Origin of the sequence: Paenibacillus sp. MDMC362, assembly GCF_003269305.1 — a bacterium.
Lineage (GTDB): Bacteria > Bacillota > Bacilli > Paenibacillales > Paenibacillaceae > Paenibacillus_AQ.
This window is the reverse complement of record NZ_QLYT01000005.1, coordinates 12,979-37,198: the sequence shown is the minus strand read 5'-3', so window position 1 is coordinate 37,198 and position 24,220 is coordinate 12,979. Positions and strand designations below refer to the sequence as shown.

Sequence of the window (24,220 nt, the reverse complement as noted above, 5' to 3'; positions counted from 1 at the left end):
TCAGCCAGCTTAGCCATCCTCTCGACAGCCCGCTGCCAATGACAGCCTCTCCTGATTTCAGGTTTAGCCTGCGGAGGATATGCCGGTGGTGAGCTCGGCCAGTTTCACCGGGCGGCCCTGCTGGAGCGAACGCTTGGCCGCCAGGGCGATCAGCTCTGCCTGAAGGGCGTCATGGCCGCTGACTGGCACCGCGGTACCGTTATGCAAGCTATCGATAAATTGCCGCGTCTCGTTCATGTACGCTTCCTTGTACCGCTCCAGGAAGAAATACAGTGGTTTGTCGCGGGTAACGCCATCCGGACCGCTGACAACGGCGGTGCTTGGATAGTCGTTGTCGGCGGAGACGCAGCCGCCGGAGCCGAACACCTCGATCCGCTGATCATAACCGTAGACGGCCTTGCGGCTGTTGTCGATGACGCCGAGCGCTCCGTTTTCGAACCGCAGCGTTGTGAGGGCGGTGTCGATGTCGCCCAGCTCTCCGATGGCAGGATCCACGAGTACCGCTCCCTGGGCATACACTTCGACCACCTCGCTGCCCGATAAATAACGGGCGATGTCGAAATCATGAATAGCCATATCCATAAACAGCCCGCCGGACACTTTAATGTAATCCGGATGCGGCGGACTCGGATCACGCGAGGTAATCTTGATCAGATGGGTATCCCCGATTCTCCCCGCGGACACAATCTCCCGAACCCGGCTGAAGTTATGGTCAAACCGGCGGTTGAAGCCGATCTGCAGACTTACGCCTGCCGCTTCCACGGCCGCCAGCGCCTCGCGCGTCTGATCCACGCTCATGCTGACCGGTTTTTCGCAGAATATATGCTTGCCGTTCGCCGCGGCCTGCTTGATCAGCGGGACATGCGTATCCGTCGAGGAGCAGATCAGCACGGCATCAATATCCGGATGTTCCATGATATCGTTACTATTAGTCGTAACCACAGGAATGCCGCGTTCCGCGGCCCAGGACCTTAGCTCGTCGCCGGCGAACAAATCGCCGATGGCCGCAATTTTCGCACCGGGCATGCGCAGCAGATGATCCGCATGGATTTTGCCGATTCGTCCGGCACCGATAATGCCGATATTAATGGTTTTCATATGAACGTCTCCTCTGCTTTAAGGCTACCAGCGCGCCGTGACCATTTTCTTGCGGGTATAGAACTCCACGCCGTCCGTTCCATTCGCATGCAGATCCCCGTAGAAAGAATTTTTCCAGCCGGAGAACGGAAAGAACGCCATCGGCGCTGGAACGCCGAGGTTGACGCCAAGCATGCCGGCATCGATATGCTCACGGAACTGGCGCACGTCGCTGCCATTCTGCGTGAACAGACAGGCCCCGTTCGCAAAGTCCGAGCGGTTGGAAATTTCAATCGCTTCCTCCAGCGATTCCGCACGCATGACAGACAGCACGGGGGCAAAAATTTCGTCCTTCCAAATCCTCATCCCGCTGGTCACCTCATCAAAAATCGTCGGTCCGACAAAATATCCGTCCCCCCTCACGGCCTCATCGCTCCGTCCGTCGCGCACCAGCTTGGCGCCTTCTTGCTCGCCCGCCTCAATATAAGAGATCGTGCGCTCCTTATGAGCTCGCCTGATAACCGGTCCGAGGAAGACCCCTTCGTCCGCTCCATTGCCGATGGTAATCTCATCGGCCGCTTGTTTCAGCTTCTCCAGCAGCGGCTCCGCCACGTCGCCCACGGCGACGACAACGGAGCAGGCCATGCAGCGCTCGCCGGCGGAACCGAAGGCCGCGCTGACGATCTGGGTCACGGCAAGATCCAAGTCGGCAGTCGGCATCACGATGCTGTGATTCTTTGCTCCGGCCAAGGCCTGCACGCGCTTGCCGTGGGAAGAAGCGGTTTTGTACACATACTCCGCCACCGGCTGGGAGCCGACGAAGGACACGGCGGCGATGCCGGGATGTTCCAGAATGCCGTTGACCACATCATGAGCGCCGTGGACGATATTCAGAACGCCGTCCGGCAGACCGGCATCGGCGAACAGCTCTGCCAGACGCTGAGCCAGGAGCGGCGTGCGCTCCGACGGCTTCAGCACGAACGCATTGCCGCAGGCGATGGCGAGCGGGAACATCCAGCACGGCACCATCATCGGAAAGTTGAACGGCGTGATACCCGCCACAACGCCGATCGGATACCGGTACATGCCGGACTCCAGGTTGGTGGCGATGTCGGGAAGCTGCTTGCCCATCATCAGCGTAGGCGCACCGGCCGCAAACTCCACGCATTCGATGCCGCGCTGTACCTCGCCGTAGGCTTCGGCATAGCTTTTGCCGTTCTCCGCCGTAATCAGGCGTGCCAGCTCCTCCCAGTGCTCTACCAGCAGCTGTTGATACTTGAACAGAATGCGGGCGCGGCGAGGAACAGCTGTCTTGGCCCAGGCACGTCCCGCTTTGGCGGCCGCCTGCACGGCCTGATCGACCTCCTCTTTGGTGGAAAGAGGAACGTAAGCAAGGATCTTTTCCGTCGCCGGATTGTATACGGGATCGGTTGTTTCGGATCGGGATGGAACGAATTGTCCGCCGATATAATTGCTCAGGATTTGCGTCATGGCTGGTTGGCCCCTTTCGATTGGATCAGTAAAATAAAATACAACGAAACATCAGTGATGACAGATCTCCAATTTAGCTCCTTCCCTAAACTCAGGAATTGGAAGTAATTTCGCCTCGCCTGCAGCGCTCGATATAATCGTGAACCGCCGCGCTCGTCGGCATCGCATCGGAGCAGCTGTGGCTGGAGATAACAATGCTTGCCGCTGCGCTGCCGAACTCCATGCAGCGCTCGACAGGCCAGCCCTGCATCAAGCCGTACAGAAAACCGGCGGCATATGAATCCCCCGCTCCGAACGTCTTGATGACCTTCGCCGGGAAGCTTTGTGCCGTATGGCTGGCGCCGCCAGGGGTATACGCGATGGAACCTTCCTTGCCGTGCTTGATAATCACGATTTTGGCGTTGTAATCAAACCACTTGGCGGCCGTGACGCCGTCGCTTCGTTCCGGGTTGTCCCCGAACTGCTCCATCATGTCGAACTCCTCGCGTGTACCGAGGATAATATCGCATGTTTCCGCCGCTAAATTGTAGTAGATCGCCGTCTCCTGCGGAGATTTCCATGTGTACGGACGGTAGTCGAGGTCAAACGCGATCACGGCCCCGTGGCGCTTGGCATAGTCCAGAGCCAGAAACACGGCTTCCCGGGAAGGACTGGCCGCGAGCGCGGTTCCGGAGATCAGCACCATTTTGGCGGAGGCGATCAGCTCTTCGTTCACGTCCCCTGTCTCCAGCAGCAAGTCCGCGGCGTTGTCGCGGTACATGAGAATGCTGCAGTCGGTCGGACTCTTGATCTCGGTAAAAGCCAGACCCGTCACGGCTCCCGTGTAGTCGGTGGACACGCCTTTAGTCGCAATCCCTTTATTCTCAAGATATTTTGTAATAAACCGTCCCATCTGATCGTCCGCGACCTTGCCAATAAAGCCGGTGTTCAGCCCCAGACGTGCCATCCCGATACAGATGTTGGCGGGTGATCCGCCCACGTACTTGGTAAACGTGCTCGTTTCCTCCATCGGCCGGTTAATTTCATTGGCGTTCAGGTCGATGCAGAGCCTCCCTACAGCCACGAAATCCACTGGTTTTTCGTTATTGAACGTGATTTCACTCATGGATTGACCTCCTCCTTGATCAGATCGGCCCAAGCTGCGAGCACCAAGAAACGCATGGCCCCCGCTATCCAATGGCCGTAGCAGTTCTTTATCCTTTGACACCTGACCGATCGCCTACAGCTCTTAATCATCGAAACCTGAATGAGCTACTGGCTGTCTGCTATGCATGCTGGTATCTGTATTCTCGAGCTGTGTCGAATCGCCATGTGCCTCGTTTCAACGATCATGCCGCTTAACTTCAGCCCTATAATTTCTGCTGGCCTTCCAGCCGTTCCAGATATTCGATGGCCTGCTGAGCGTACTCCTTGGCAGGATGCAGCGCAGGGTCCTGCTCCCCCTCAAGCATCGCCCAACCGTCATAGCCGCGCTTGACGAGTTCGCCGATAATCGGCTCAAAGTCAATGCAGCCGTCTCCTGGAACGGTGAACACGCCTCTGCGAATACAGCTGACAAAATCGCACCGATCCTGTCGTGCCTGCTCCAAAATATCAAGCCGTACATCCTTCAGATGGATGTACGCGATCCGCTCATAATGCTTGCGGAGCAGTTCAAGCGGATCTGCTCCCCCGTAATAGGCATGACCGGTATCGTACAGGAGAAACACCCGCGAAGGATCCGTCATGGCCATCAGGCGGTCGATTTCGCCCGGCTGTTCCACGACCGTGCCGCCATGGTGATGGTAAGCCAGCTTCATGCCATAGCTCGCCGCAATCTCGCCAGCCTGGTTCAGTCCATCCGCCAGGCTTTCCCATCCGGCGTCATCCAGACGGAGAACGATACTCTCATTCGGCGTCCGTCGGGGATCGAAGTGAAGTGATCCCCCTACCTCCGCCGTGCTGATGACTTTGCTGCCGAACCCGGCCAGAAACTCCGCGTGCCGTCGGTAATCCTCCAGCTCCTGCTTCCGGTAATCGGGATCTGAGAACAGCACCGACTTCCACTGGGAAACCAGCTGAATACCGCGCGCATCCAGCTCCCGTTTCAGCACCGTCCGATCCTTGGGAAATTTTCTGCCCATCTCCGTACCTGTCAGTCCCAAATCCGCGATATCATCTACAATCATCTCAAAGGTCGTGTCGTCCCCATGCTCCCTTACATCCTCGCCGACCCAGTTGATGGGGTGGATTCCCAGCTTGAACAGCCTGTTGCTCATAACCAGCGCTCCTTTGTGTGGTTTAGTAGGATCTTGCTTCCTTGCTTCGGGCAGCCATCCGGCGCTGCGCTTCGGTTACCTTGCTTGAGGCCGACACCTCCGGCACCTCTACGCGCCACCAGGACTCATAACCATCGGTGTTCGTCCCCGGAACGACCGGAATCTCGATCAGCGTCGTAACGGTTTCCTTCTGCGCCAAGAGCAGTGCTTCATGCAGCGCTTCCGGCGAGTTGGCCTTGTAGGCTTTAGCGCCAAGCGCACGAGCGTGTGCCGCGAAATCAATCGGGAGGTATTCACCTGTCAAGCGGCCCGTTCCCGCTTCGCGGCGCCGAAACTCATTGCCAAACCCGTCGCTGCCGTTGCTCCGCTGCAGATTATGAATACATTGGAATCCGTGGTTGTCGAACAGCAATATCGTAATCTTTCGGCCTTCCTGCAAGCTGGTGATCAGCTCCGAGTGCAGCATCAGGTAACTGCCGTCGCCGACCAGCGCATACACCTCACGGTCCGGCTCCGCGAGAGCGGCTCCCAAGGCGCCGCTCACCTCATAGCCCATGCAGGAGAAGCCATACTCCATGTGGTACGTCTTCGGTTCGGATGGTCTCCATAACCGGTGCAAGTCTCCCGGCAGGCTGCCTGCGGCACAGACGATGATGGAAGATGGGGAGATGGCCTCATTGATGACGCCAAGGGCTCTCGTCTGAGACAAGCCGTCTGGATGCTCGGCAGCATACAAGCGGTCCACCTCGCAGTCCCACTCTGCTTTCAAACCGGCAAGCTCTCGATCTTCGTAACCCGCTTGATAACCATCCCGAGACAGCTCCTGCTGCAGCGCTTTCAACCCTTCTTTCGCATCGGCAATCAGCGCTTCGCCGCCGAGCTTGGCGCCGTCCGCACCGTTGACATTCAAGCTCAGGAACGATACATCCTCCCTTTGAAACGCCCATTTGGAAGATGTTGTAAAGTCCGAATATCGGGTGCCGATCCCGATAATCAGATCGGCCTTAGCGGCAGCGCGATTTGCCGCCAACGAGCCCGTCACGCCCATGGCGCCTAGGTTCAGGGGATGGTTCCAGGGAAGCGCACTTTTGCCGGCCTGCGTTTCTGCGACCGGGATGCCGAAAGCTTCCGCAAATGCAGCCAGGTCGGCGGTTGCATCGCTGTAGTGCACGCCTCCTCCTGCAATGATGAGCGGACGCTTGCTGGCTGCAATCCGTGCCGCCGCACGCTTCAGTCGCTCCGCCGACGGGGGGCGGCGGTCGATGACGTGTACCGTTTTCTCAAACAGCGAATCCGGATATTCGTACGCCTCAGCCTGCACGTCCTGAGGCAGAGCCAGCGTAACCGCTCCTGTCTCCGCCGGATCAGTCAGCACACGGATCGCCTGACGGACGGCCGCAATAAGCTGCTCCGGCCGGGATATCCGGTCCCAATACCGGCTCACCGGCTTGAAAGCATCTGCGGCCGACACGGTATAATCCGACGGCGCCTCAATCTGCTGCAGCACCGGATCAGGCTGGCGGCAGGCGAAGTTGTCGCCAGGCAGCAGCAGTACCGGGATACGGTTCACCGTTGCCGTAGCTGCCGCGGTGACCATATTTAGAGCACCGGGTCCGATGGACGAGGTGCAGGCCCAGATCTGCAGCCGGTTCTTTTGCTTCGCGTATGCCGCAGCGGTATGCACCATGCCCTGCTCATTTTTGCCCTGAACATAAACCAGGTCACCCGCGCTGCGTTCCAATGCCTCGCCGAGACCGGTTACATTGCCGTGTCCGAATATTCCCATTACCCCATGCACGAATTTTGTCTCCACTCCATCGACGGAAACGTACTGTGCATCCAAAAACTTCAGCAGCGCCTGTGCCATCGTTAATCGTGTCGTCGTCAACCGGTTCATCTCCTTTTCAACTTCTCATCGTCGCATCCTAAGGGAAAAGCATGATGTGAATTAAGCGCTTAACCTATTAGATCTATACGCCTAACCAACTAGGGGTTAAGCGCTTTAAAGAAAGTGTATGCCTTACTTGCCGCCCAGCATGCCTTTCAATTTTATGATTTCCACGCCCGCCAGCATCATGATGCCGGTCCCGTGATTGTCATTCACCACGGTGAGCAGGTCATGCTTGTAATAATCCCCGGTAAAGGAATAACGGGACCCGCTGCAAACCCCGTGCACGCTGCCGCGGCGATCGATGGCTTTTCCGGTCAGCCCCTGCCATGCCCGAATGGCGGCATCGGCGAACGGTGCGGGATTCTCCAGCCAGCCGAACCGCACGCCTCTGGCAAAGGCATAGGCGAACATGGCTGTACAGGATGCTTCCTCATATGCTTCCGGATCGGTAATGACTTGTCTCCAGAGCCCTGACTCTCCCTGGTAGGAAGCGATCCCGGCACACAGCTCACGGAAAAATTCAAGCAGGGCCGGTCGGTCTTTATGCTCCCTCGGCAGGCGTTCAAGCAGCTCGGACAAGGAGAACAGGCTCCAGCCGTTTCCACGCCCCCAAGGAATTCGGGTCGCCTTCCCGTATTTGAAATCAAACACGTGGCTCATCACGCCTTCCTCCGCCATAAACAGATACTCCCGATACCTCAGGAACTGATGGGCCGCGTCATCCAGATAAGTGGAATCGCCTGTAATCCCGGCATACCGCGACAAGAAGGGCGTGCTCATGTAAAGATCGTCCGCCCACATCGTATCTGCAGAGTACTCCGAGATGCAGAGACGGTAGAATGCGCCGTCTTCCCGACGTTCCAGGCGGTTTGTCATAAAGTCCGCAATCACTTCCGCTACATTCAAATAGTCCGGATTGCCGCTTTCCGTGTAAGCTTCCAGCATCGCAGAGCCGAAGGAACCACAGTTGTCCAGCATTTTGACCAGCACCAACTGATGGTTAATCGACGGAAATCCATACGTATCCCGATCCCAAACGGCATATTCATACCATGATGTACAGATGTCGATGTGCGCGCGAGCATATTCCGCAATATCCGGTCGCTTCAGGATTCGCGACGTCTGAAGCAGGCCGTACATCGTCACCCCAAGCGGATAGTCCCAGCGCCCAAAATTGGTGGCAGAGCCGGAGGTCCATTTGTTGCTCAGCATCGCGTTCTCATAGAACGGCCTGACCCGGCGGCCCGGCGCATCCAGGGACCAGCCGGTCAAACCGCCGCTATCCGCGCGCGGGAACAGTCGTCGGACCGAACACACCTCCTCCTGTATTTCCTTCTTCCCTTCAGCCAGAGGCCCCGCAAATAGCCACGGGGAGGGTGCGCCCTTGACCGGAACCGGAAGCACAAAGTCCAGCTCTTTCTCTGAACTATATGCCTCAAGCTCGAATCCCCATCCGGATGACCCGCTAGAGCAGCGTACGAGAAGATCCCCTCGACAGACCGCAGCAGGAAGCTCACAGCCAAAATCGCCGCACTCTTGAGTATCCATCACAGGTTTCCCGCCGATCCATACTTCCGTCCGCCCCAGAGCGCGGCCTTTAAGCAGAACATAGTCAACGCCTGCCGGCACATGCAATCGGCTCCAGGCATAACCCGATACCGGGAGCTCCGGCAAGCCAAACATTCGCTCAAAATTCGGCTTCTCCGCCTCTTCCTCGCTCCAGCCTGTGACCGGAAGCCAGCTAACACCGGTCTCGCTTTCGGTTCCGTGCGCATTCGGAAAGATGCCGCTTTCTCCGAACATGCCGGCGGTCAACGGCCCGGCATACGCCCAACCGGCAGCTTCCTTCCGATCAGCAAACGGGGACAGCACCTGCAGAATTCTGACCTTGCCCTCCTGGGCGCCAAATCGACAGCCGAAGCCAGCTTCGGTTCTGCGCGCCTCGATCAGCAGCGTATTCCAGCCGGGTTTCAGAACAAGCGGAACGACGATCTTTGCATCCGGCATCATCTCGTCCTCGGCTCCCGAGCGGTACATCAGCTGATCGTTCAGATAGAACCGTACAGGGCTGAACGGCATGATCCCGGCGTCAAGCGAACGCTCATCGTCGCTCCAGACCAAGCCAAGCGCATAGGCGGCGTCCCCCGGCTTCGCATCCCGGAACCGGTCACCGAAGTTGAAATTATAGAAACCTTCCTCGGTCTGAAGAATACCTGTTTCAGCGAACGAGCGCAGCGAGAACGGAATTTCCGGGTTCGCTCCGATGTAGCGGTCGGCAATGGCCTTCAGCATGCCGCCATCATCATCGCCCATCCCATACCGGATGCTCTCGCGAGCTTCGATATAGCTTGTCATGAAGTTCCACTTCCTTCCGTTCGAGCTTGCTCTGCGGGAGAAAGCTTGATGTGGATTTCCTTCTCGAACGGAGTTACCACATTCAGCAGCAGCGTTCGAAATCCGAGCGGATAAACCGCTTCCCGGACGCCCGCCGCTGTGTGGTGAAATTCGCCGCCGCTAATTTCCATCCAATCGCCGTCCATTTCGTAGCGAATGCTCCCTTCCATCCAGAACTGGGCATCCACGCCGGCGGGAGCAAGTTCTCCGCCGCTAAGATATCCAAACGACGGAAATATGAGCGAGATCTGCGATACGACCTCCTCCGGCTCCGTCGAGGAAATGACCAGCTTCCAGCCATCAACGGTTTCCAGCACATCCACCCCCACCTTATGACGCTGCACATGCGTCTGGGGACGGCGGTGATGCGGCAGCAGGTACCAAGGGCTGATGTCTGCCTTGGTGCTTGCAGGCAAATCGACGTCCGGCACCGGCCCGTTGTAGCCCTTCTCCTGTACGCCGGATAGCCGATAGCCCTGCTCCAGCGTCGCCATCCGGCTCATCTTGACAAAGCCGGGGTCGAAATAGGAGGCGAACTGCACGCCCAGCAAACGAGCCGCTCCATGACGAATAGAAAAGAAGGAGGACATTTCCGTGCTGACGGTCACGCTGGTATTCCCTTCACGGATTCGGGCGACCGGAGCGCCAAAATCCGTATGCATCCGGCTGTAACGGATGACACCGTGATGACCGGCACCTGCAAACCCGGACAAGTAGCGCTCCCTCGGAAAATTTCCGTTCAGCACGACGCGGTAATGCTCCGGCATCGGCGTTGTTTCTGCACCCTGGCGCTTTAGCCCCGGATCCAAGAGCAGCCGAACGGCTGCGTTGGTCGGTGCTCCGCCGGGATGCTTCAGCAGAGACAGCGACTGTTCCGCCATCCCCTGAAAGACCGGATCACCACGATCCACCGAGGCCATCATCAGACAAGGCAGAAAATATCCCGACATATCGAAGCTTTGACCATAATCCTGCCGCCCGGAATATTCGGTGACAATCTCCCCGTCCGGGTGAACCAGATAGGACATCATCTTCAAATTGGCACGGACCGGGACCAGAAGCTCCGGACGCTTCAGCAACCTGGCCGCATGAATCAGCATGACGTCGCTGACGACGTTGTAGATCCCGTTGCTGCGCTCGGTCCATTCCCCGTCCGCCGTGGCATCCATGCCTTCGGCGAGCCACTCCTCCGCCCGCTTCAAGGCGTCGTGCGAATCAAAGAGCTCATTCAAGAAGCCCAGCGCCGCGCAGATGACCCACCGATGATTCGGCGTATGGCAGCCTCCGGTAATCAGAGCGGGCAAGGTCCGTTCCAGGAACAGGAGCATATCCGCCGCCGTTTCCTTCAAGTCCTCCCAGCCGTCAGCCATAAGCAGCTGCGCGGTTTGCGCGTAACCAACCACCACGAAGGCGGTATCCGGAGGGGAATGGAAATTCGTCCAACCGGGCGAAATCGTGCCGTCGCTATGCTGAGCCGCTAGCATATAGCGCGCAGCAAGCGCAATTCGACGGGCCAGCTCGTGATTGCGGTAATACTCGGATGCCGGATTACAAAGCGCGGCGGCCCAGATCGCCATGGCGGTCGGTGTCCCGCTGTTATGGTTGGGTGAAGGCAAACCGTTCTCCAAGGTACGAACCCCGCCATACCAGCGATGTGCCCGCTCCATAATCTGGCGGTCCATCCCCTCCCGAACCCAGTCGTCGTTGACTTCAAAAACTCTGTTATACATATACAGTCCTCCTGATATCCGTCGTGCTTAACCTTTCACGGCTCCCAGCATCACGCCGCTGACGAAGTAACGCTGCAGCCATGGGTACACGATTAGAATCGGTACCGTGGCAAATACGACGCTGGCCGCTTTCAAGCTTTCCGTGGTTGCTCTGACACCCGCTGCAGGTCCCTCGTTACGGGTCAGATCCGTTATCATATTGTTCTGTACCAATTGATACAGCTTCAGCTGAAGCGGATACAGCTCTTCGCTTGTAATGTACAGCAGCGTGTCCTGAAATCCGTTCCAGCGCCCGACCGCATAGAACAGGCTTAGCGTTGCTATGACCGGCAATGACAGCGGCAGAATAATCCGAAGCATCGTTCCAATCTGGCTTGTGCCGTCAATTTCGGCCGCTTCCTCAAGACTTTCGGGAATGCCATTAAAGAAGGAGATCAGGATAATCAGATAGAACGGGCTGATCAGTCCCGGAAGAACCAGGGCCCATATCGTATCCAGCAAATTCAGGTCTTTCACAAGAATGTATTCCGGGATAATGCCCCCGCTGAAGAACATGGTCACAATGATGATAAACATGAAGATTTTGCGGCCTTTCAGCTTCTTTTTCGTCAGCGGATAAGCGGCAATCATCGTCATGATCATGCACAGCACTGTCGTCAGCAATGTGAGCATGACCGTAAAGCCGAGAGAACGGATCATGCTGGAATCCGAGAATACGGATTTATAAGCCTGAAGGCTGAACTCTACCGGAAACAAAGTCACGTCACCTGACGTTACCGCACGATTTGAGCTGAAGGAGATGGCGATAATATGGAAAAAAGGTGCCAGGCAAATAAGAACAAAAAGTGCAAGCAGGATGATGTTTACGGTATCAAAAACGCGGTTCGACACACGCTCGCTCATGAGTGATACTCCTTTCTGCAATAACGTTAAATGATGGACTCGTCCGTCAGTTTTTTGGATGCATAATTGGCGCCAAGGATAAAGATCAAGCCAACGACAGCCTGGAACAGGCCGACCACCGTTGCCAGCGTATACTGCCCGGATTCCAGACCGGTCCGGTACACATAAGTGCTCAGCACGTCAGAGTAATCCATGACCGCTTTATTGCCGATGACAAACGGACGGTCAAAGCCGATCGAGATCATATTCCCGAGGTTAATGATGAGGAGCGTTACAATCGTCGTCTTCAGGCCTGGCAGCGTGATATACCAGATCCGCTTGAACCTGCCTGCCCCGTCCACTTCCGCCGCTTCAAACAGCTCCTTGTTGATGCCGGTTAAGGCAGCCAGATAGAGGATGGTTCCCCAGCCTGCGCTCTGCCATACACCCGTCGCCAGGTAGGTGATGAGCCATGTATTTTTTTCGGTTAGAAAAGGCACTGAATCAAAGCCGAGCGCCATCAGCATATTGTTGATCATGCCGGATTGCGTGCCAAACACCTGGTATACGATGCCGCCTATAATAACCCATGAAATAAAATGGGGAATATACAATATCGTTTGGGATAAACGTTTGAACCATCGGATTCGGAGCTCATGCAGCATAATCGCCAGAATCAATGGGGCCGGAAATGAAACCAAGAGATCCAGCAGATTGAGCATCAGTGTGTTGCGCAGTGTTTTATAAAAGTCCTGAGTCTGAAAGACTTCTCGGAAGGCATCCAGTCCAATCCATTCGCTTCCGGTGATGCCCTGGAAGAAATTGAAATCCTTAAAAGCAATCTGAACGCCCCACATCGGGCCGTATTTGAAAATGATAAAGTAGACCAAAGGCAGAACAAGCAGTGCATATAATTGCCAGTACCGGCGCAGGTAAACGGTTCCTCTCATCTGAATCATCCTCTCCTTGCTCATGGCGCCGGGAGCGAAGGGACGGCCTCTTGTATATAGCCGTCCTTTCCCTTGTCCCGCTGCGGATTATCTTTATTTGGATTGCATCTCCTGATAAACCTTGGTCCGCTCATCAAGAATCGCCTGGCCGCCGCTCACCATGTAATCCTTCATAGTAGCTTCGAACGTTTTCTCGAAGTCTTCCGGTTTGGCCATCGCCGTCTTTACGATCATCTCTTCGTATTTGGCTTGGAGGTTCGTGCCGTATTTCGCTTCGGCTTCGATCGGTCGGTCAAAGTTGACCGGCTTAAACGTATCCGTTGCCGCTATTTCGACGGCCTTGCGGTGCAGATCCTGGAACTTCTCCGGGAAGTTGGTCGTCAGCTTCTCCCGGTTCTGTGTCTCGTCACCAACAAAGTTACCGTTAGCGATAATGGCAATGTCGCCGGAGTTGTAAAGACGATCAATCACATCTTGAGGAGCGTCGGTCTTCATGACGGGAATGCCGTCCACCATTTCATAGTTTTCGCCTTCCACGCCGTTTTGCAGAGCCAGCAGATTGGCAGGATCGGCCATCCAATTCAGGTATTTAATCGCTTCCACAGCATGGCTGCTTGTTTTCGGAATCATGATATACATGCCGTTTGGCGCATATTCAGGCTTCGCGCGCTTACCTTCGGAGTTGGTGAATGGATCGATCGGTTCCAGTTTGGCATCCGGCTGGTTTTTCAGCAGCGTATCATAGGTGCCGTCCGCGTAGTACAAGTTCGGATAATCCTCTGTCAGGAAGCCGGTGAGGCCATTCGTTACATCCTGGGTCAACTGCTTCTTGTCTTCGTCCAAACTGAAGTCACGGCTGATCAGCCCCTCATTGTACAGCTTGTTGAAGAATTGCAGCGCATCCTTAAAACCGGGAAGCAGGGTCGGATAGTCATTGGCCCCGAGCTTTTGGAGCTGCGTGTACTTCTGTTCATCCGTGGTCGGCTGGATAAAGGACCAGATTAACGGATCGTATTGAGCCGGTTCGATTGTCATGCCGAAAGGAATGACTTTGCCGCCGGTTTCGCCCGGATCCTTTTCTTTGAAAGCTTTCAAGACCTCGTACAGCTCATCCGTGGTTTGTGGCACGTCCATGCCGAGCTTCTCTAACCAGTCGGTACGGATAAAGGAAGAATACTTACCCAGGAAAGCCCGCTTTCCAGGAACGGCAAACTGTTTGCCCATATACTGGCCGTAACTCATCGCGTCCTCATCGAGGAATTCCTTCAGGTTCGGACCGTGCTCGTTGATCAGATCGGTCAGTTCCGTCAGTCCGCCCTGCTCCGCGTAGCGATTGAAGGTGGGGGTGTCGTACGTAAAAACAATATCCGGCACGTTGCCGCCGCTGGCCATCAGAACGTTCAGCTTCTTGATCTCCTCCGAACGGGGTACCGGTACGAATTCCATCTTAATGTTGTTAGGAGTTCCAAAGTTGTCCTGGATGTATCTCGTTAGGTAGCTGTCGGTTATGGTGTATGGCTTCGGTGTATTGCCGCGATCAAATATTTCGACCTTTAGCGTGACCTGCTCACCATCCTTAGAGCCGGAATCTCCGCTTCCGCTTGAAGTATTGGTGCTGCCGCCCGAGTCTGATGAACACCCGGATAATACGACCGTTCCAGCCAACAGCATGACGAGCGAGAGCTTTGCGAGCTTGCCCCATTTTTTCTTGCTTGCCGCCATAGTTACATCCCCTTTTCTTATTTTGATAATTGCCCTGCCGTTCGCGCCTTCTCTTAATTGAATATATCCTGCGGATACATCCCTGCGCTGCTTTGGGATCCATTCATGTAAGCGCTTAACTCTTCGGGTATCCTCAGTATGCCTCAGAGGCCCGGGTATGACAATAAACCAAATTCCAAACCCCAGAATGCGCATGGTTACAGGGTTTCTCGGTTTAGCAATGACTATTTTCGCATCATAAACCGTTTTCACACGATCGCCTTAAAGCCTTGCTGCATCCGCGATTTGTTCCTTATGTTGAACGTCCCGCTAAATGAAGCCCCAGGCTTGAAATTGCCGTGCATGTGCAAAATACGAAACGGGTGCTGCTCCCAATCGGAAACTTCTGCACCCGCTTCTTGATAAACTATAGTCATAAACTGCTTTCGCAATCCAAGCAGCTCGTTTATGATCCCGGCTCCATACCAGGAGACGGCTTCATCTTCAGCTTGCGGTAATCTCCCGGCGTCACACCGGCCGTCCGTTTGAACACCCGCCCGAACGTTATGGCGTTTGCATACCCGATTTTCTCAGCGATTTCCTGTATGGAGAACTCGGTCTCCGCCAGCAGCTCCTCCGCCCGCTTCATCCGCAGCTGAACCAGGAAATCAACGAACTTCATATCGTATTCCATTTTAAACAGATAGCTTGCGTATTTGCCAGAGATCTGAAAACGGTCGCTAAGATGCTTCAGGGACAAGTCCGGATCTTCAAAATGCTCTTCGATATAGTGCTTCATCTCGCTGATCATGGCCCGGTAGCTTTTGGTTTCGCTGAGCGCAACGTAAGTACGGTAAGTTTCCGTTAACTGATCGCTGATCCTGCTCTGCAACTCCTCCAGGGTCGCTGCTCCCGCCAGCATATGGTCCTTGCTCTCCGAAAGCTGATTCCGCAGCTCGCCGGATAACACCCCAACCTCCCGGGACAGCAGCTGAAGCATGCTGTTGACCAGAGAACGGATGATATCGTCCTTCAGCCGCTCCTCCTTGAACGAAACGAACATATCCTGCAGACGGGTTCTCCAGCCATCGTTATTTAAGCGAAAGTCCTTGACCAGCTCCGAAATTTCCGTCAGATAAGGAAGCAGGTGACTTAAATCCTCCTTGGACAGCTCATCGCCAATCAGGACGCCATGATTCCCCATTACCAGTCTATGGCCAAGCGCCTCCGAGGCGGAGCGGTACGATGCCCCGATCTCATGAAGTCCGGTGACCGTACTGCCCAGCCCGAAGCTCATAGGCAGGCGAAGCTTTTCCTCAACCCAGCCGCGGCATTCCTCAGCGGTATGGATCAGGGCCGGACGAGTCTCGTCTTTTACCTCCGGCAGCGCGATCAGAATACCGACGCGGCTGCCGGAGATCCATTCAAGCCAGCTGCTGAAGCCGGCATTGCGTGAAAGCTCCTGGAACACGTTCATCAAGGCAAACTTCAACACATTCTGGTCCCGAGCGGTATGTACATCCTGAAAGCCGCTGTAATCATTGATTTCACCGAGCATCATAACGTAGCCAACCGGTTGTTCCGGCAGGGCCACCGGGGTCAGCTCGCTCATCCGCGATTGCAGCTCCTCCTCGTGCTTTTGCCCGCCGATCAGGTCCATAAACAGCTGACTGCGCTGAAGCTGGAGATTCTCGTCCTGCTTTTTGTCATAGTCCATGGACCTGTTGATCAGGCTTTCAAGCGCGCTGTCGATCACGGATAATTCATCCTTGGCCACCTGCGGCATGTTCAGCTGAATGGATTCTATTCGGTTCATCATGGCTTTGATCGGCTGATAATTCCGCCTGCTAATATAAACGATGTAAATAACGGCAAGCACCACGGTCACAAAGCCGATGACGACCCAGATATAGGATACGACCGACACCCAGGCATAGAGCTGGCCCGCACGGAGACCGCTTTCAAAAGTCCAACCCAGCTGTTCCGATTGCAGCGTTGTCAGCACCTTGCCTTCTTTGGCCCGGTTATCCTCTCCGGTCTGGGATGCTTCGAAGATCAGCTCCCCGCTGGAATCCAGAATGTTCAAAAAGGAAACGCTGTCATTTATCATCGGATTGATCATCTGCTCCAACCGGTACATGCTGACGTTTATCACCAGCAGCCCCTGGCTTCCGAAGGGGAGCGGCAAATTTTTGTACATGGAGATGACCTGCTTCGGTTCGTTCTCCCCGAGACCCGTCATGGAGCGTACGGCCGACCAGCCCCGGTAATCGTGCTCCTTCACGGCGTGCTCGATAAATGAACGGTCCGGAAACGACGAGAGGGAGCTCTGTCCGCTGGTAGTCAGCACGGACTGATCCGAATGACGGTATAAATAGACCGATTCAATCATGTCACTGTCCGTTTGCAAAACGCGAAGTCGTTTCACCAGCGAGTACATCAAATTTTGGTCGGATGACGGGGTACTGAACAGATAGCTTGAGTATAGGGAACTCGTCTCCACTTCGTTCAGCACGTTCATCTCAATTGCATGGATGGAGCGGTCGAGGTCTTCCATAATAAATCTCGTGGATATCCCGTTCGCCTTGGCCGCTTCTTCGCGTGAAGCCTCATTAAACATAATGAAAGAAAGAAATACGATAATGGTAATGGTGATTAGGAAAATGGGAAAATAGGAAAGAAGCAGCTTGCGATACCAGTTTTGCTGCAAAGAGGTCATTCCTTTCTCTTCCAGGTTAAGCGTTTTACTTATGCTTGTCCTTTATTGTAGCACGGCTTTGTCCCTCACTGGAAGAGGGGTGTCTTTAAAGGAAGGACTCCTGCAACGCAAAACCAAAAAGCCGCGATTTTCCGCGGCTCCTTGTACCCTATATGTTTTTGTTCCCTAGACGATACATTCCTGTGCAAGCTATCCTCCAGCCAAAGCTAGAAATATAAAATTGCCGCCCAGACTACTTGCTTGTTCCCTTCATGAACTCCGATATCAAGACTTTCGCTCCCGTCTTGGCACTCTCCAAGGCAGCCAGCACCATCGCCATGCTGTAGACGTTGTCGCTGCAATCCGTCTCCGGCTTGATGCCGGCTTCGAGGGCCTGAAACATATGTTCCAGGCAGCCGTGATGTCCGGTCTTCTCCATGACGGGCAGCGTTCCCTCCGTCCGTTCATACCTCCGTATGAAATTTCCTGATTGATCCCCTTCCGCCACGAACTCCGCATAAATCTCATCATGACCGTCCCAGATTGCCGTGCCTTTCTCGCCCGTTACGCGCCACGCGGCCTCCCAGGAGGTCTGAGCGCCTTCGGCACACCAGGAACCGCGGTAATTGAACACGGAGCCGTCCGACATTTCATAGATACATATCGCCATCGCGTTACCGGCATACCAGGAACCCGGCGGGTTAAACTCCTGACAGTACACGGATACCGGATCGGCTCCGCTGATCATTCGGGCCTGGTCGAAGGTATGGATGGCCATGTCGAGCAGCAATGGACTGTCCATCAGGTCCCGAAACCCGCCGAAATGGGCGCCCAGAAAAAAATCCGCCCCTATGAAACCGGGTTTTCCAATCGCGCCGCTATCAATCAAATCCTTGAACGCCCTAATTCGCGGATCAAATCGGCGGTTTTGCATGACGGCATGCGTTCTGCCCACAGACTCGGCCAGCTTCACGATATCCAGGCATTCCGTCATCGATTCCGCTAACGGTTTTTCGCTGAATACATGGCACCCGTGCTTAAGCGCTGCCGTGCTAATCCCATAGTGGCTGGCGGGAATGGTCACATCAAATACGATATTCGCTTCGCTTGAAGTAAGAGCCTCCGTAATATTTGTATAGATGGGACAAAAAAGCCCATGCCGGTCGGCAAATGCCTGTGCAAACTTCTCCTGGATATCCACGAGGCCCACGATTTCAACGTCCTCACGCCCTTTTGCATATTCCGCCCATGTATTCGCCATACTGCCGCATCCTGCTATCACAACTTTAAATGTCGTGGTCATGCCCTCTGACTCCCCCTGAATACGCCATATTGTTGTAAACCGCTCGCAAATCTTTTTCCTAACCCGTTGTCATCATTCCGATATTGGCTTATTGTAAGTGAAGCAACTTCATTATAATGGCGAAATACAACATTTTCTCTATACAACCTTGTGCATTACCACTCTAATCTTGCGGTTCGAGGTGAATTTGCTTGTCCAATCCAAGAGAGCTTCATGAGAATACGAGGCTTGACTACAAAGCCTATCCCGTGCAGGTATTTAACAACTTCTGCTCCCATGCCAAAATGAAAGAATGTATCCTGTATCTCCACTGGCATGAGCACTTTGAGATTATTAGCATGCGCCAAGGACACGCGGTTTTCCATATTGATACAACTCCGTATGACGTAAAGGCAGGAGAAGTCATTATCATCCCCGGCGGCAGTCTGCACGTGGGATACGCTCTTGAAGATGGCGATGTACAATTTGATTGTGTCGTGGTGAATGCATCCCTCTTTAACGATTTCCTTCATGATCCGATTCATGCGCGTTATGTCGCTCCCTATATGGAAGGCAGGCTCCGTTTCCCCGTCAAGCCTGCCGAGAGCCACCCAGCTAGCGCAGACTGCTATCCGCTGCTGGATGAAGTCATTGAAGAGCTTGTAACGCGTCGTCCAGCCTATGAGCTTATAGCCAAGTCCAAGCTGTACACCCTGTTCGTTCTGCTGGCGCGCACATTCATGCCCGCACCGTTCACGGAGAAGACAGCCGAGCCGTATTTTGCGAATCGGGACCGTTTTAAAACACTCATTCAACACATCGAGAGCAACATCGGCGAGAAATTGTCGGTTGAGGCCGCCGCGGCGGAGGTCGGTTTGAATCCGTTTCATTTTTGCAAAATGTTCAAACGTTTAACAGGGCGCACATTCGTGGATTACGTCAATCTGACCCGAATGAATGAAGCGGAGAAGCTGCTTGGCGAACGGACTTTAACCATCACCGAGATTGCCGGCGTCGTCGGCTGCAGCAACCCGAATTATTTTACCAAGCTGTACAAACAGTACAAGGGCATGACACCTTCCCAGGCTAGACTGTTATAGACCCAGATTTCAGAATCAATCCTTAGCGAACTATATCCCGGCCAAGATCTCCATGTGAACGGTAGCCGTATCCATGAGCATTGTGATTATGCATAAAAAGAGACTCAACATCCAGCTGCTTTCGCTGAAGTTGAGTCTATATTCTAAATCGAATCAGCGCCTCGAATACTTAATATGCCTTAGGAACCTCGACCTTTCTTGTGTTCCCGTCTTCATTCGTAAAATAGATATGAACCCCATGGTCCTGATCATCCAGGAAATACGAGACATATTTACTCTCACCCGCCTTCATGGGAACCAGTAGGGTCGCAATGCGATGGCTTGCCGCAGATTTCGTTTCAGCGTGCAGATGCCACTGGTTATCCAGCCCATCGATTTCTTCGGGGTCGACACCGGTGAACTGATTATGCTGATTCAGCGACAAGCCGCCGGATGAACTGTACACGAATCGCCCTTCCATTTCCGCTTTGCTGCCCAACACTCGAAACGTCTGCCCCGACAGCATCATCCGGTTCAGGGTATGAAACAGCCACTCGATGCTGGCTGGCTTGGTGAGATCCACCGTATCCACAATGACAAAATATGATTCGTCAAAAAAATAGATCTCGCGCACATACCGCTCAAGATAAGGGACATTCTCCAGGTAGGCCTGCGTAGCGTTCATACGGGTATACCCGTACCCTGGTGACGCGTCAACTTGCTCGACCTTCCCGCTAGCCTCGATGCAGAGCACCTTGTCTTTTCCCGCATACTGCCCATGGCCATCGATGAGAATATTGTTCGTGGAACGCGTCTGCCTCCGCCATTTCATATGCATCGTGCTTCCAAACGCGATATAATATCCACTCTCGATAGCGAGAGGTTCGCCATACGCGTGCAGCAGGAATCCATTCTGGTCACCGTGACTGTGGCTCATGGAGCCGTAACGGCTGCTCTTTGCCAGCAGCATGATATGTTCATCCGGATCATCCATCCGGTGATGCATCGCCACCCAGTCAATATCCCGGAACCATTTGACGGATTGGATGGTCCCCTCCTTCGCTTCCGAAGCGTTATAGGAAGAAAACGGAACGGTAACAGAAGGAGCAACAGCCTCCACTTGAGGGTAATCATGCCGGTACAGCATATCGTCAAATCGGAAATCCCACCAGCCGTAATTGTAAAACTTGGTGTCCGCGTCCGTATCCGCTTTGGCTACTTGTTCATAATACCACTGATATAATCCGTTGCCTGTAATGCCTGCAAACTGGCGAATATTGAAAGCCGTCTTCAGACTAACGGGTTCGCCGAGATAGGACTGGTCTCCGAAGCTGGCTCGAATCGTATCCGGGCTGCTGCAGTAGAGCGGAAAATCGCCCGTGCGCCCAAAGAACGGCCGTTTATAGAAATCAATCGATACGTAGCTGCGAATGAGATTAAGCGCATCAATCACAAACGCCATGCCGGTTGTCCAATAGAGCGGCCCCTCGGCCCAGCCTCCATCTTCTCCGCCCCATGGCGAATAGAGGCAGGCATAGTATTCCAGCGTGTAATCCAGCCATGTCTGTGCCTCGGCCTCTTCATGAAGCATGGCAATGCAGGCTGGGACAAGCACGGAGGACAACGAACGAACAGCATGGCTGTCATAGGGGACATGATGGATTTTCGAGCGCTCCATCACATGGAAAGCCACCTGCTCCGTTCGCCGCAGAAGAACACCCCTGACGAGATCAATCTCCTCTGCGGTGAGGAAATCGTGGAGCCAGTCGTATCCCCACGCGAGTGCGCCAACGATCCGAAACGCCGCTTCATCGTTGTAATCTCTGGACGTTGTACCTTCCGTGTCCCACCGGGCCGCGTGAAGCAGCCACGACTTTGCTTTGGCTATCAAAGCATCATCCTGCAAAATGACCCCTGCCACGCTTAAGTGCCGGATGGCATACAGCGTTTCTTGGCAATCCATGTACATTTTTCTCCACAGCTTCGCGACACGCTTATTGCCGGGATAACGTTCCGGTTCCGGAATTAACGGCTTATCCAGCCACGGAATGACCGATTTCTCGTAAAAAGCGCGCCAGCCGCAGTAATCATCATCCTGACTTAAATGTTCACGGAACGCCGCCACCCCCATCTCATCCAGCCATAACCGCGGATGCCCGGTATGCGTGCGTTCATAGCGCTCCCCACGGTCAGGCAGGGGAGTCTCAGGGAGGCCCTCCGGAACATGAAACATTCGGGATTGGCTCCATGAAGAACGGTTAAGGGCAGCATCCGTCGCATCCTCCCCTTGTTCCCCGGTCAGTAAGGCATAGCGCCAATAATAAGTACATGCCTCCAGAGTGTGATCCGGAGTGTAGAAGTTATAGGGAATCGGCGCGATTGTCGTTGTCGCTTCCGTTTCATACGAGGGTGAGGTCGAAATCTGCAGCAGATAACGGTCGTTCTCCAGCTGTCCCGGCATCCAGGTGAAACGGGGAGGATTCTCGAGCAGCTTACTCCCTTCGTCCGGTTGATATGGCACGGACAACCATCCGCTTTTCGGTTCAAACAAGGTTTTCATCGAGTACCCTCTCCTTCAACCCGTTGTTGGTCATCATGAAGCTTCTCGCGGTCCTGCCATCGGACAGGCTAAGCCAGTCCCCGTTCTCCGACCGGTTCCATTCCAATGTCAGCGGCTCAGTACCGGTACGGTATACGGCGATGAAGCGGGCTTTCGAATCTAATCGGTGTAGCCGGATTCCTTCCATAAGGCGGCTGGGATTGTCAGCAAGCCCAGGTGACTCCACCTGTGTGCATCCCATCCCCTCAAAGGCGATAAATGAAGTTACCGCCAGCGGCCCTGATGCATTGGCAATGTGGAGATTGAATTGCAATCCATCCTGGGACAAGACGTGCGTGCAGCTTTCATTTACATATGCGTATCCATCTTCGTTTCCTAGATCCGTTACAACATGGCCCTGATCTGCATTTGGAAGCCCGCTAAGCTCTCCTTGGCCAACATAATGAAACCACCAATCCACAGCTGCCGGTTCTTCCATTTCCACTTCGAACCAATCCAGAAGCCAGTCATCCGTCAATATCAGGTGCCGGTCCAGGACGCCCTGTTCATAAGCCTGATCGGACCGCACCCAGAGATAAGTAAAATTCGAACCGGATTCATACCGAATGCATTTCCCTTCGGTCGGATTCTGGGAACGTCGCCCAACCGAGACGGTGTTGTGGCAGGCTGTATGGGGATACCATTCCTTCTTCAGGATTGAACCGTACGGTACGGTACCACGGTCTGGCGATAGTGGCTGGTTCCCGACATGAATCATTAAATTCAGTTTATCGAAGTGACCATGTGACCCACCATGAGGACCAAAATCGACCAACGCCTGAAGCCCATTCGAATGATTCGACTTCAACAGGGCAAATCCGCTGTGAGGAAGAAAGACGGAAGAAGCGGACAGATCGGGCAAGTCATTCTGGTTTCTGCCTTCGCTGTCCCTTGCTTCATTGCCTTCAATTTCGTTACCTGCTTGGTTTGCATATTCTGCATCGCCTGCTCCTTGGACTTCTCGTGTCACTCGGACTTCAATGACATCCCCTACTTCCCATACTCCTCCCGTTCTCTTATTATGAGAATCCTTCACCTCAGAAGCAGCCATTCCGTATCTCCCATCCCAATGGCCCGTACCGTACAACAGAGCTTCCAGCATGCCGATCCGGCCGGCTTCTCCATTCAATTCACGATATACATGGTCTAACAATCGTCGATAGCTCTTATCCCCATAGACGGATAAGCCGATTTCCACAATCTCGGCGATTTCTCGCGCATAGGGAGCTCTGCGATAAGGACCGTCGTGAAGTGCAGGCAGTGAGCCGTTTTGGCCTGATAATTGAACCAGTACCGCCAGCATTCCCTGCATGGATTGACCTTGCGCTCCCCTCAGGGAAAAAAGCTCTTCACCAACCCGGCTCCCCATTTCCGCCGCAATCAGGTAAGCACGGAGTACGAATACGTGGTAATACACGCTGCCTTCAAATTCAAGCTGATCCGGCCTGATGGCAATGCTGAGATGATGCCGCAGGCCGCCTTCCTTGACAACCAGCTGCCGCAGCTTCTCCGCTTCGCCTTGTACCGCATAGATACTGAACAGCGCGGCAATCAGCCAGGCGGTATAGTTGTTCTCGGGATTTCCGCGCACCTGGGTCAACATATGATGATACTCCGTCATGCTGCTCTCGAGCATATGCAGGAATTGATCAATCTTCCGGCGTTCAGCCTCGTGAAACGACACTTGCGCATCCTCCAAAAGCAGATAGCCTCGAAGCAATGTCGTTGCCCAAATGGCTTCGGTTAAAGCCTGATGGAATGCGCGCCCTTTCAGCATCCAGGGCTGGGCATCGGGATGCACCGGGTATAGCGGAAACTGCTCAGCATAGCGGACGATCAGCTTTTTTCCAAGATCGGCGTAGGCCTGCTCACCTGTTCCGGTATAGACGGCTGCAGACTGCAGAACGTATCGGGCCATAGCCTGATGCTTGAATACCAGCCAAGCCCCCCTGTACGGTTCACCCTCCACTTCGCAGCCATAGGGACAACGATAGGAGCTGCAGTCGGCTTCCAACGGATCAAACATCAGTTCCGTATGATGTTCGGGACACACGTATTGGTGCCACCAGCCGCCGGGCTCGACAGGAACATCCAGCTTCCGGTCGATGACCTGATCAAGCTCGGCCTTCAGGATCTCGACTGTACGTTCGCTCCACGGATAGAATATCAACTTCGATTTGACCTTCAT

Annotated in this window: 15 protein-coding genes; 1 reads left to right on the top strand and 14 read right to left on the bottom strand. The window is 54.4% G+C overall.

Features of this window, described 5'->3' with window-relative positions; all coding sequences use genetic code 11:
* Positions 1-63 precede the first annotated feature (63 nt).
* The 12 genes from iolG to DP091_RS00825 all read right to left on the bottom strand — a co-directional run bounded on the left by iolG (position 64) and on the right by DP091_RS00825 (position 18,375).
* The gene (iolG, locus tag DP091_RS00880; RefSeq protein ID WP_113056646.1) at positions 64-1,098 is read right to left on the bottom strand and encodes an inositol 2-dehydrogenase; all 1,035 of its coding nucleotides are present in this window, start codon (positions 1,096-1,098) and stop codon (positions 64-66) included.
* A 24-nt stretch (positions 1,099-1,122) separates the two neighbouring features.
* On the bottom strand, positions 1,123-2,568 hold the full coding sequence (locus DP091_RS00875; protein WP_113056645.1) for a CoA-acylating methylmalonate-semialdehyde dehydrogenase: 1,446 nt from the start codon (positions 2,566-2,568) through the stop codon (positions 1,123-1,125).
* A 91-nt stretch (positions 2,569-2,659) separates the two neighbouring features.
* Complete coding sequence (gene iolC / locus DP091_RS00870) at positions 2,660-3,673, bottom strand: 5-dehydro-2-deoxygluconokinase (protein ID WP_113056644.1); 1,014 nt, start codon at positions 3,671-3,673, stop codon at positions 2,660-2,662.
* A gap of 244 nt (positions 3,674-3,917) precedes the next feature.
* Positions 3,918-4,826 carry a myo-inosose-2 dehydratase gene (gene iolE, locus DP091_RS00865; protein ID WP_113056643.1) on the bottom strand — a complete coding sequence of 303 codons (909 nt, stop codon included), beginning with the start codon at positions 4,824-4,826 and terminating at the stop codon, positions 3,918-3,920.
* A gap of 22 nt (positions 4,827-4,848) precedes the next feature.
* Positions 4,849-6,714 carry a 3D-(3,5/4)-trihydroxycyclohexane-1,2-dione acylhydrolase (decyclizing) gene (gene iolD, locus DP091_RS00860; protein ID WP_113056642.1) on the bottom strand — a complete coding sequence of 622 codons (1,866 nt, stop codon included), beginning with the start codon at positions 6,712-6,714 and terminating at the stop codon, positions 4,849-4,851.
* A 132-nt stretch (positions 6,715-6,846) separates the two neighbouring features.
* The gene (locus tag DP091_RS00855) at positions 6,847-9,072 is read right to left on the bottom strand and encodes a glycoside hydrolase family 88/105 protein (protein WP_113056641.1); all 2,226 of its coding nucleotides are present in this window, start codon (positions 9,070-9,072) and stop codon (positions 6,847-6,849) included.
* Positions 9,069-10,841 (bottom strand): hypothetical protein, encoded by a 1,773-nt coding sequence (locus DP091_RS00850; protein WP_113056640.1) that lies wholly within the window; start codon positions 10,839-10,841, stop codon positions 9,069-9,071. Before DP091_RS00850 ends, DP091_RS00855 begins: the two co-directional genes overlap by 4 nt.
* Positions 10,842-10,868: 27 nt before the next feature.
* Complete coding sequence (locus tag DP091_RS00845; protein WP_113056639.1) at positions 10,869-11,744, bottom strand: carbohydrate ABC transporter permease; 876 nt, start codon at positions 11,742-11,744, stop codon at positions 10,869-10,871.
* A gap of 26 nt (positions 11,745-11,770) precedes the next feature.
* On the bottom strand, positions 11,771-12,673 hold the full coding sequence (locus tag DP091_RS00840) for an ABC transporter permease (RefSeq protein ID WP_071218553.1): 903 nt from the start codon (positions 12,671-12,673) through the stop codon (positions 11,771-11,773).
* A 93-nt stretch (positions 12,674-12,766) separates the two neighbouring features.
* Positions 12,767-14,395 carry an extracellular solute-binding protein gene (locus DP091_RS00835; protein WP_113056638.1) on the bottom strand — a complete coding sequence of 543 codons (1,629 nt, stop codon included), beginning with the start codon at positions 14,393-14,395 and terminating at the stop codon, positions 12,767-12,769.
* Between the two features lie 445 nt (positions 14,396-14,840).
* Positions 14,841-17,093, bottom strand: a complete 2,253-nt coding sequence (locus DP091_RS00830) for a helix-turn-helix domain-containing protein (protein WP_258394354.1) — start codon at positions 17,091-17,093, stop codon at positions 14,841-14,843.
* A 232-nt stretch (positions 17,094-17,325) separates the two neighbouring features.
* A complete protein-coding gene (locus tag DP091_RS00825) occupies positions 17,326-18,375 on the bottom strand; it encodes a Gfo/Idh/MocA family protein (protein WP_113056637.1) in 1,050 nt (349 codons plus the stop codon).
* Positions 18,376-18,566: 191 nt separating this feature from the next.
* On the opposite strand from DP091_RS00825, the gene DP091_RS00820 reads away from it, so the two are divergent.
* Positions 18,567-19,454 carry an AraC family transcriptional regulator gene (locus DP091_RS00820; protein ID WP_113056636.1) on the top strand — a complete coding sequence of 296 codons (888 nt, stop codon included), beginning with the start codon at positions 18,567-18,569 and terminating at the stop codon, positions 19,452-19,454.
* Between the two features lie 169 nt (positions 19,455-19,623).
* Here DP091_RS00820 and DP091_RS00815 read toward each other — a convergent pair whose 3' ends face one another.
* Positions 19,624-21,993, bottom strand: coding sequence for a DUF4962 domain-containing protein (locus tag DP091_RS00815; protein ID WP_113056635.1), 2,370 nt, complete (start codon positions 21,991-21,993; stop codon positions 19,624-19,626).
* Positions 21,977-24,220, bottom strand: coding sequence for a heparinase II/III domain-containing protein (locus tag DP091_RS00810; protein ID WP_113056634.1), 2,244 nt, complete (start codon positions 24,218-24,220; stop codon positions 21,977-21,979). Before DP091_RS00810 ends, DP091_RS00815 begins: the two co-directional genes overlap by 17 nt.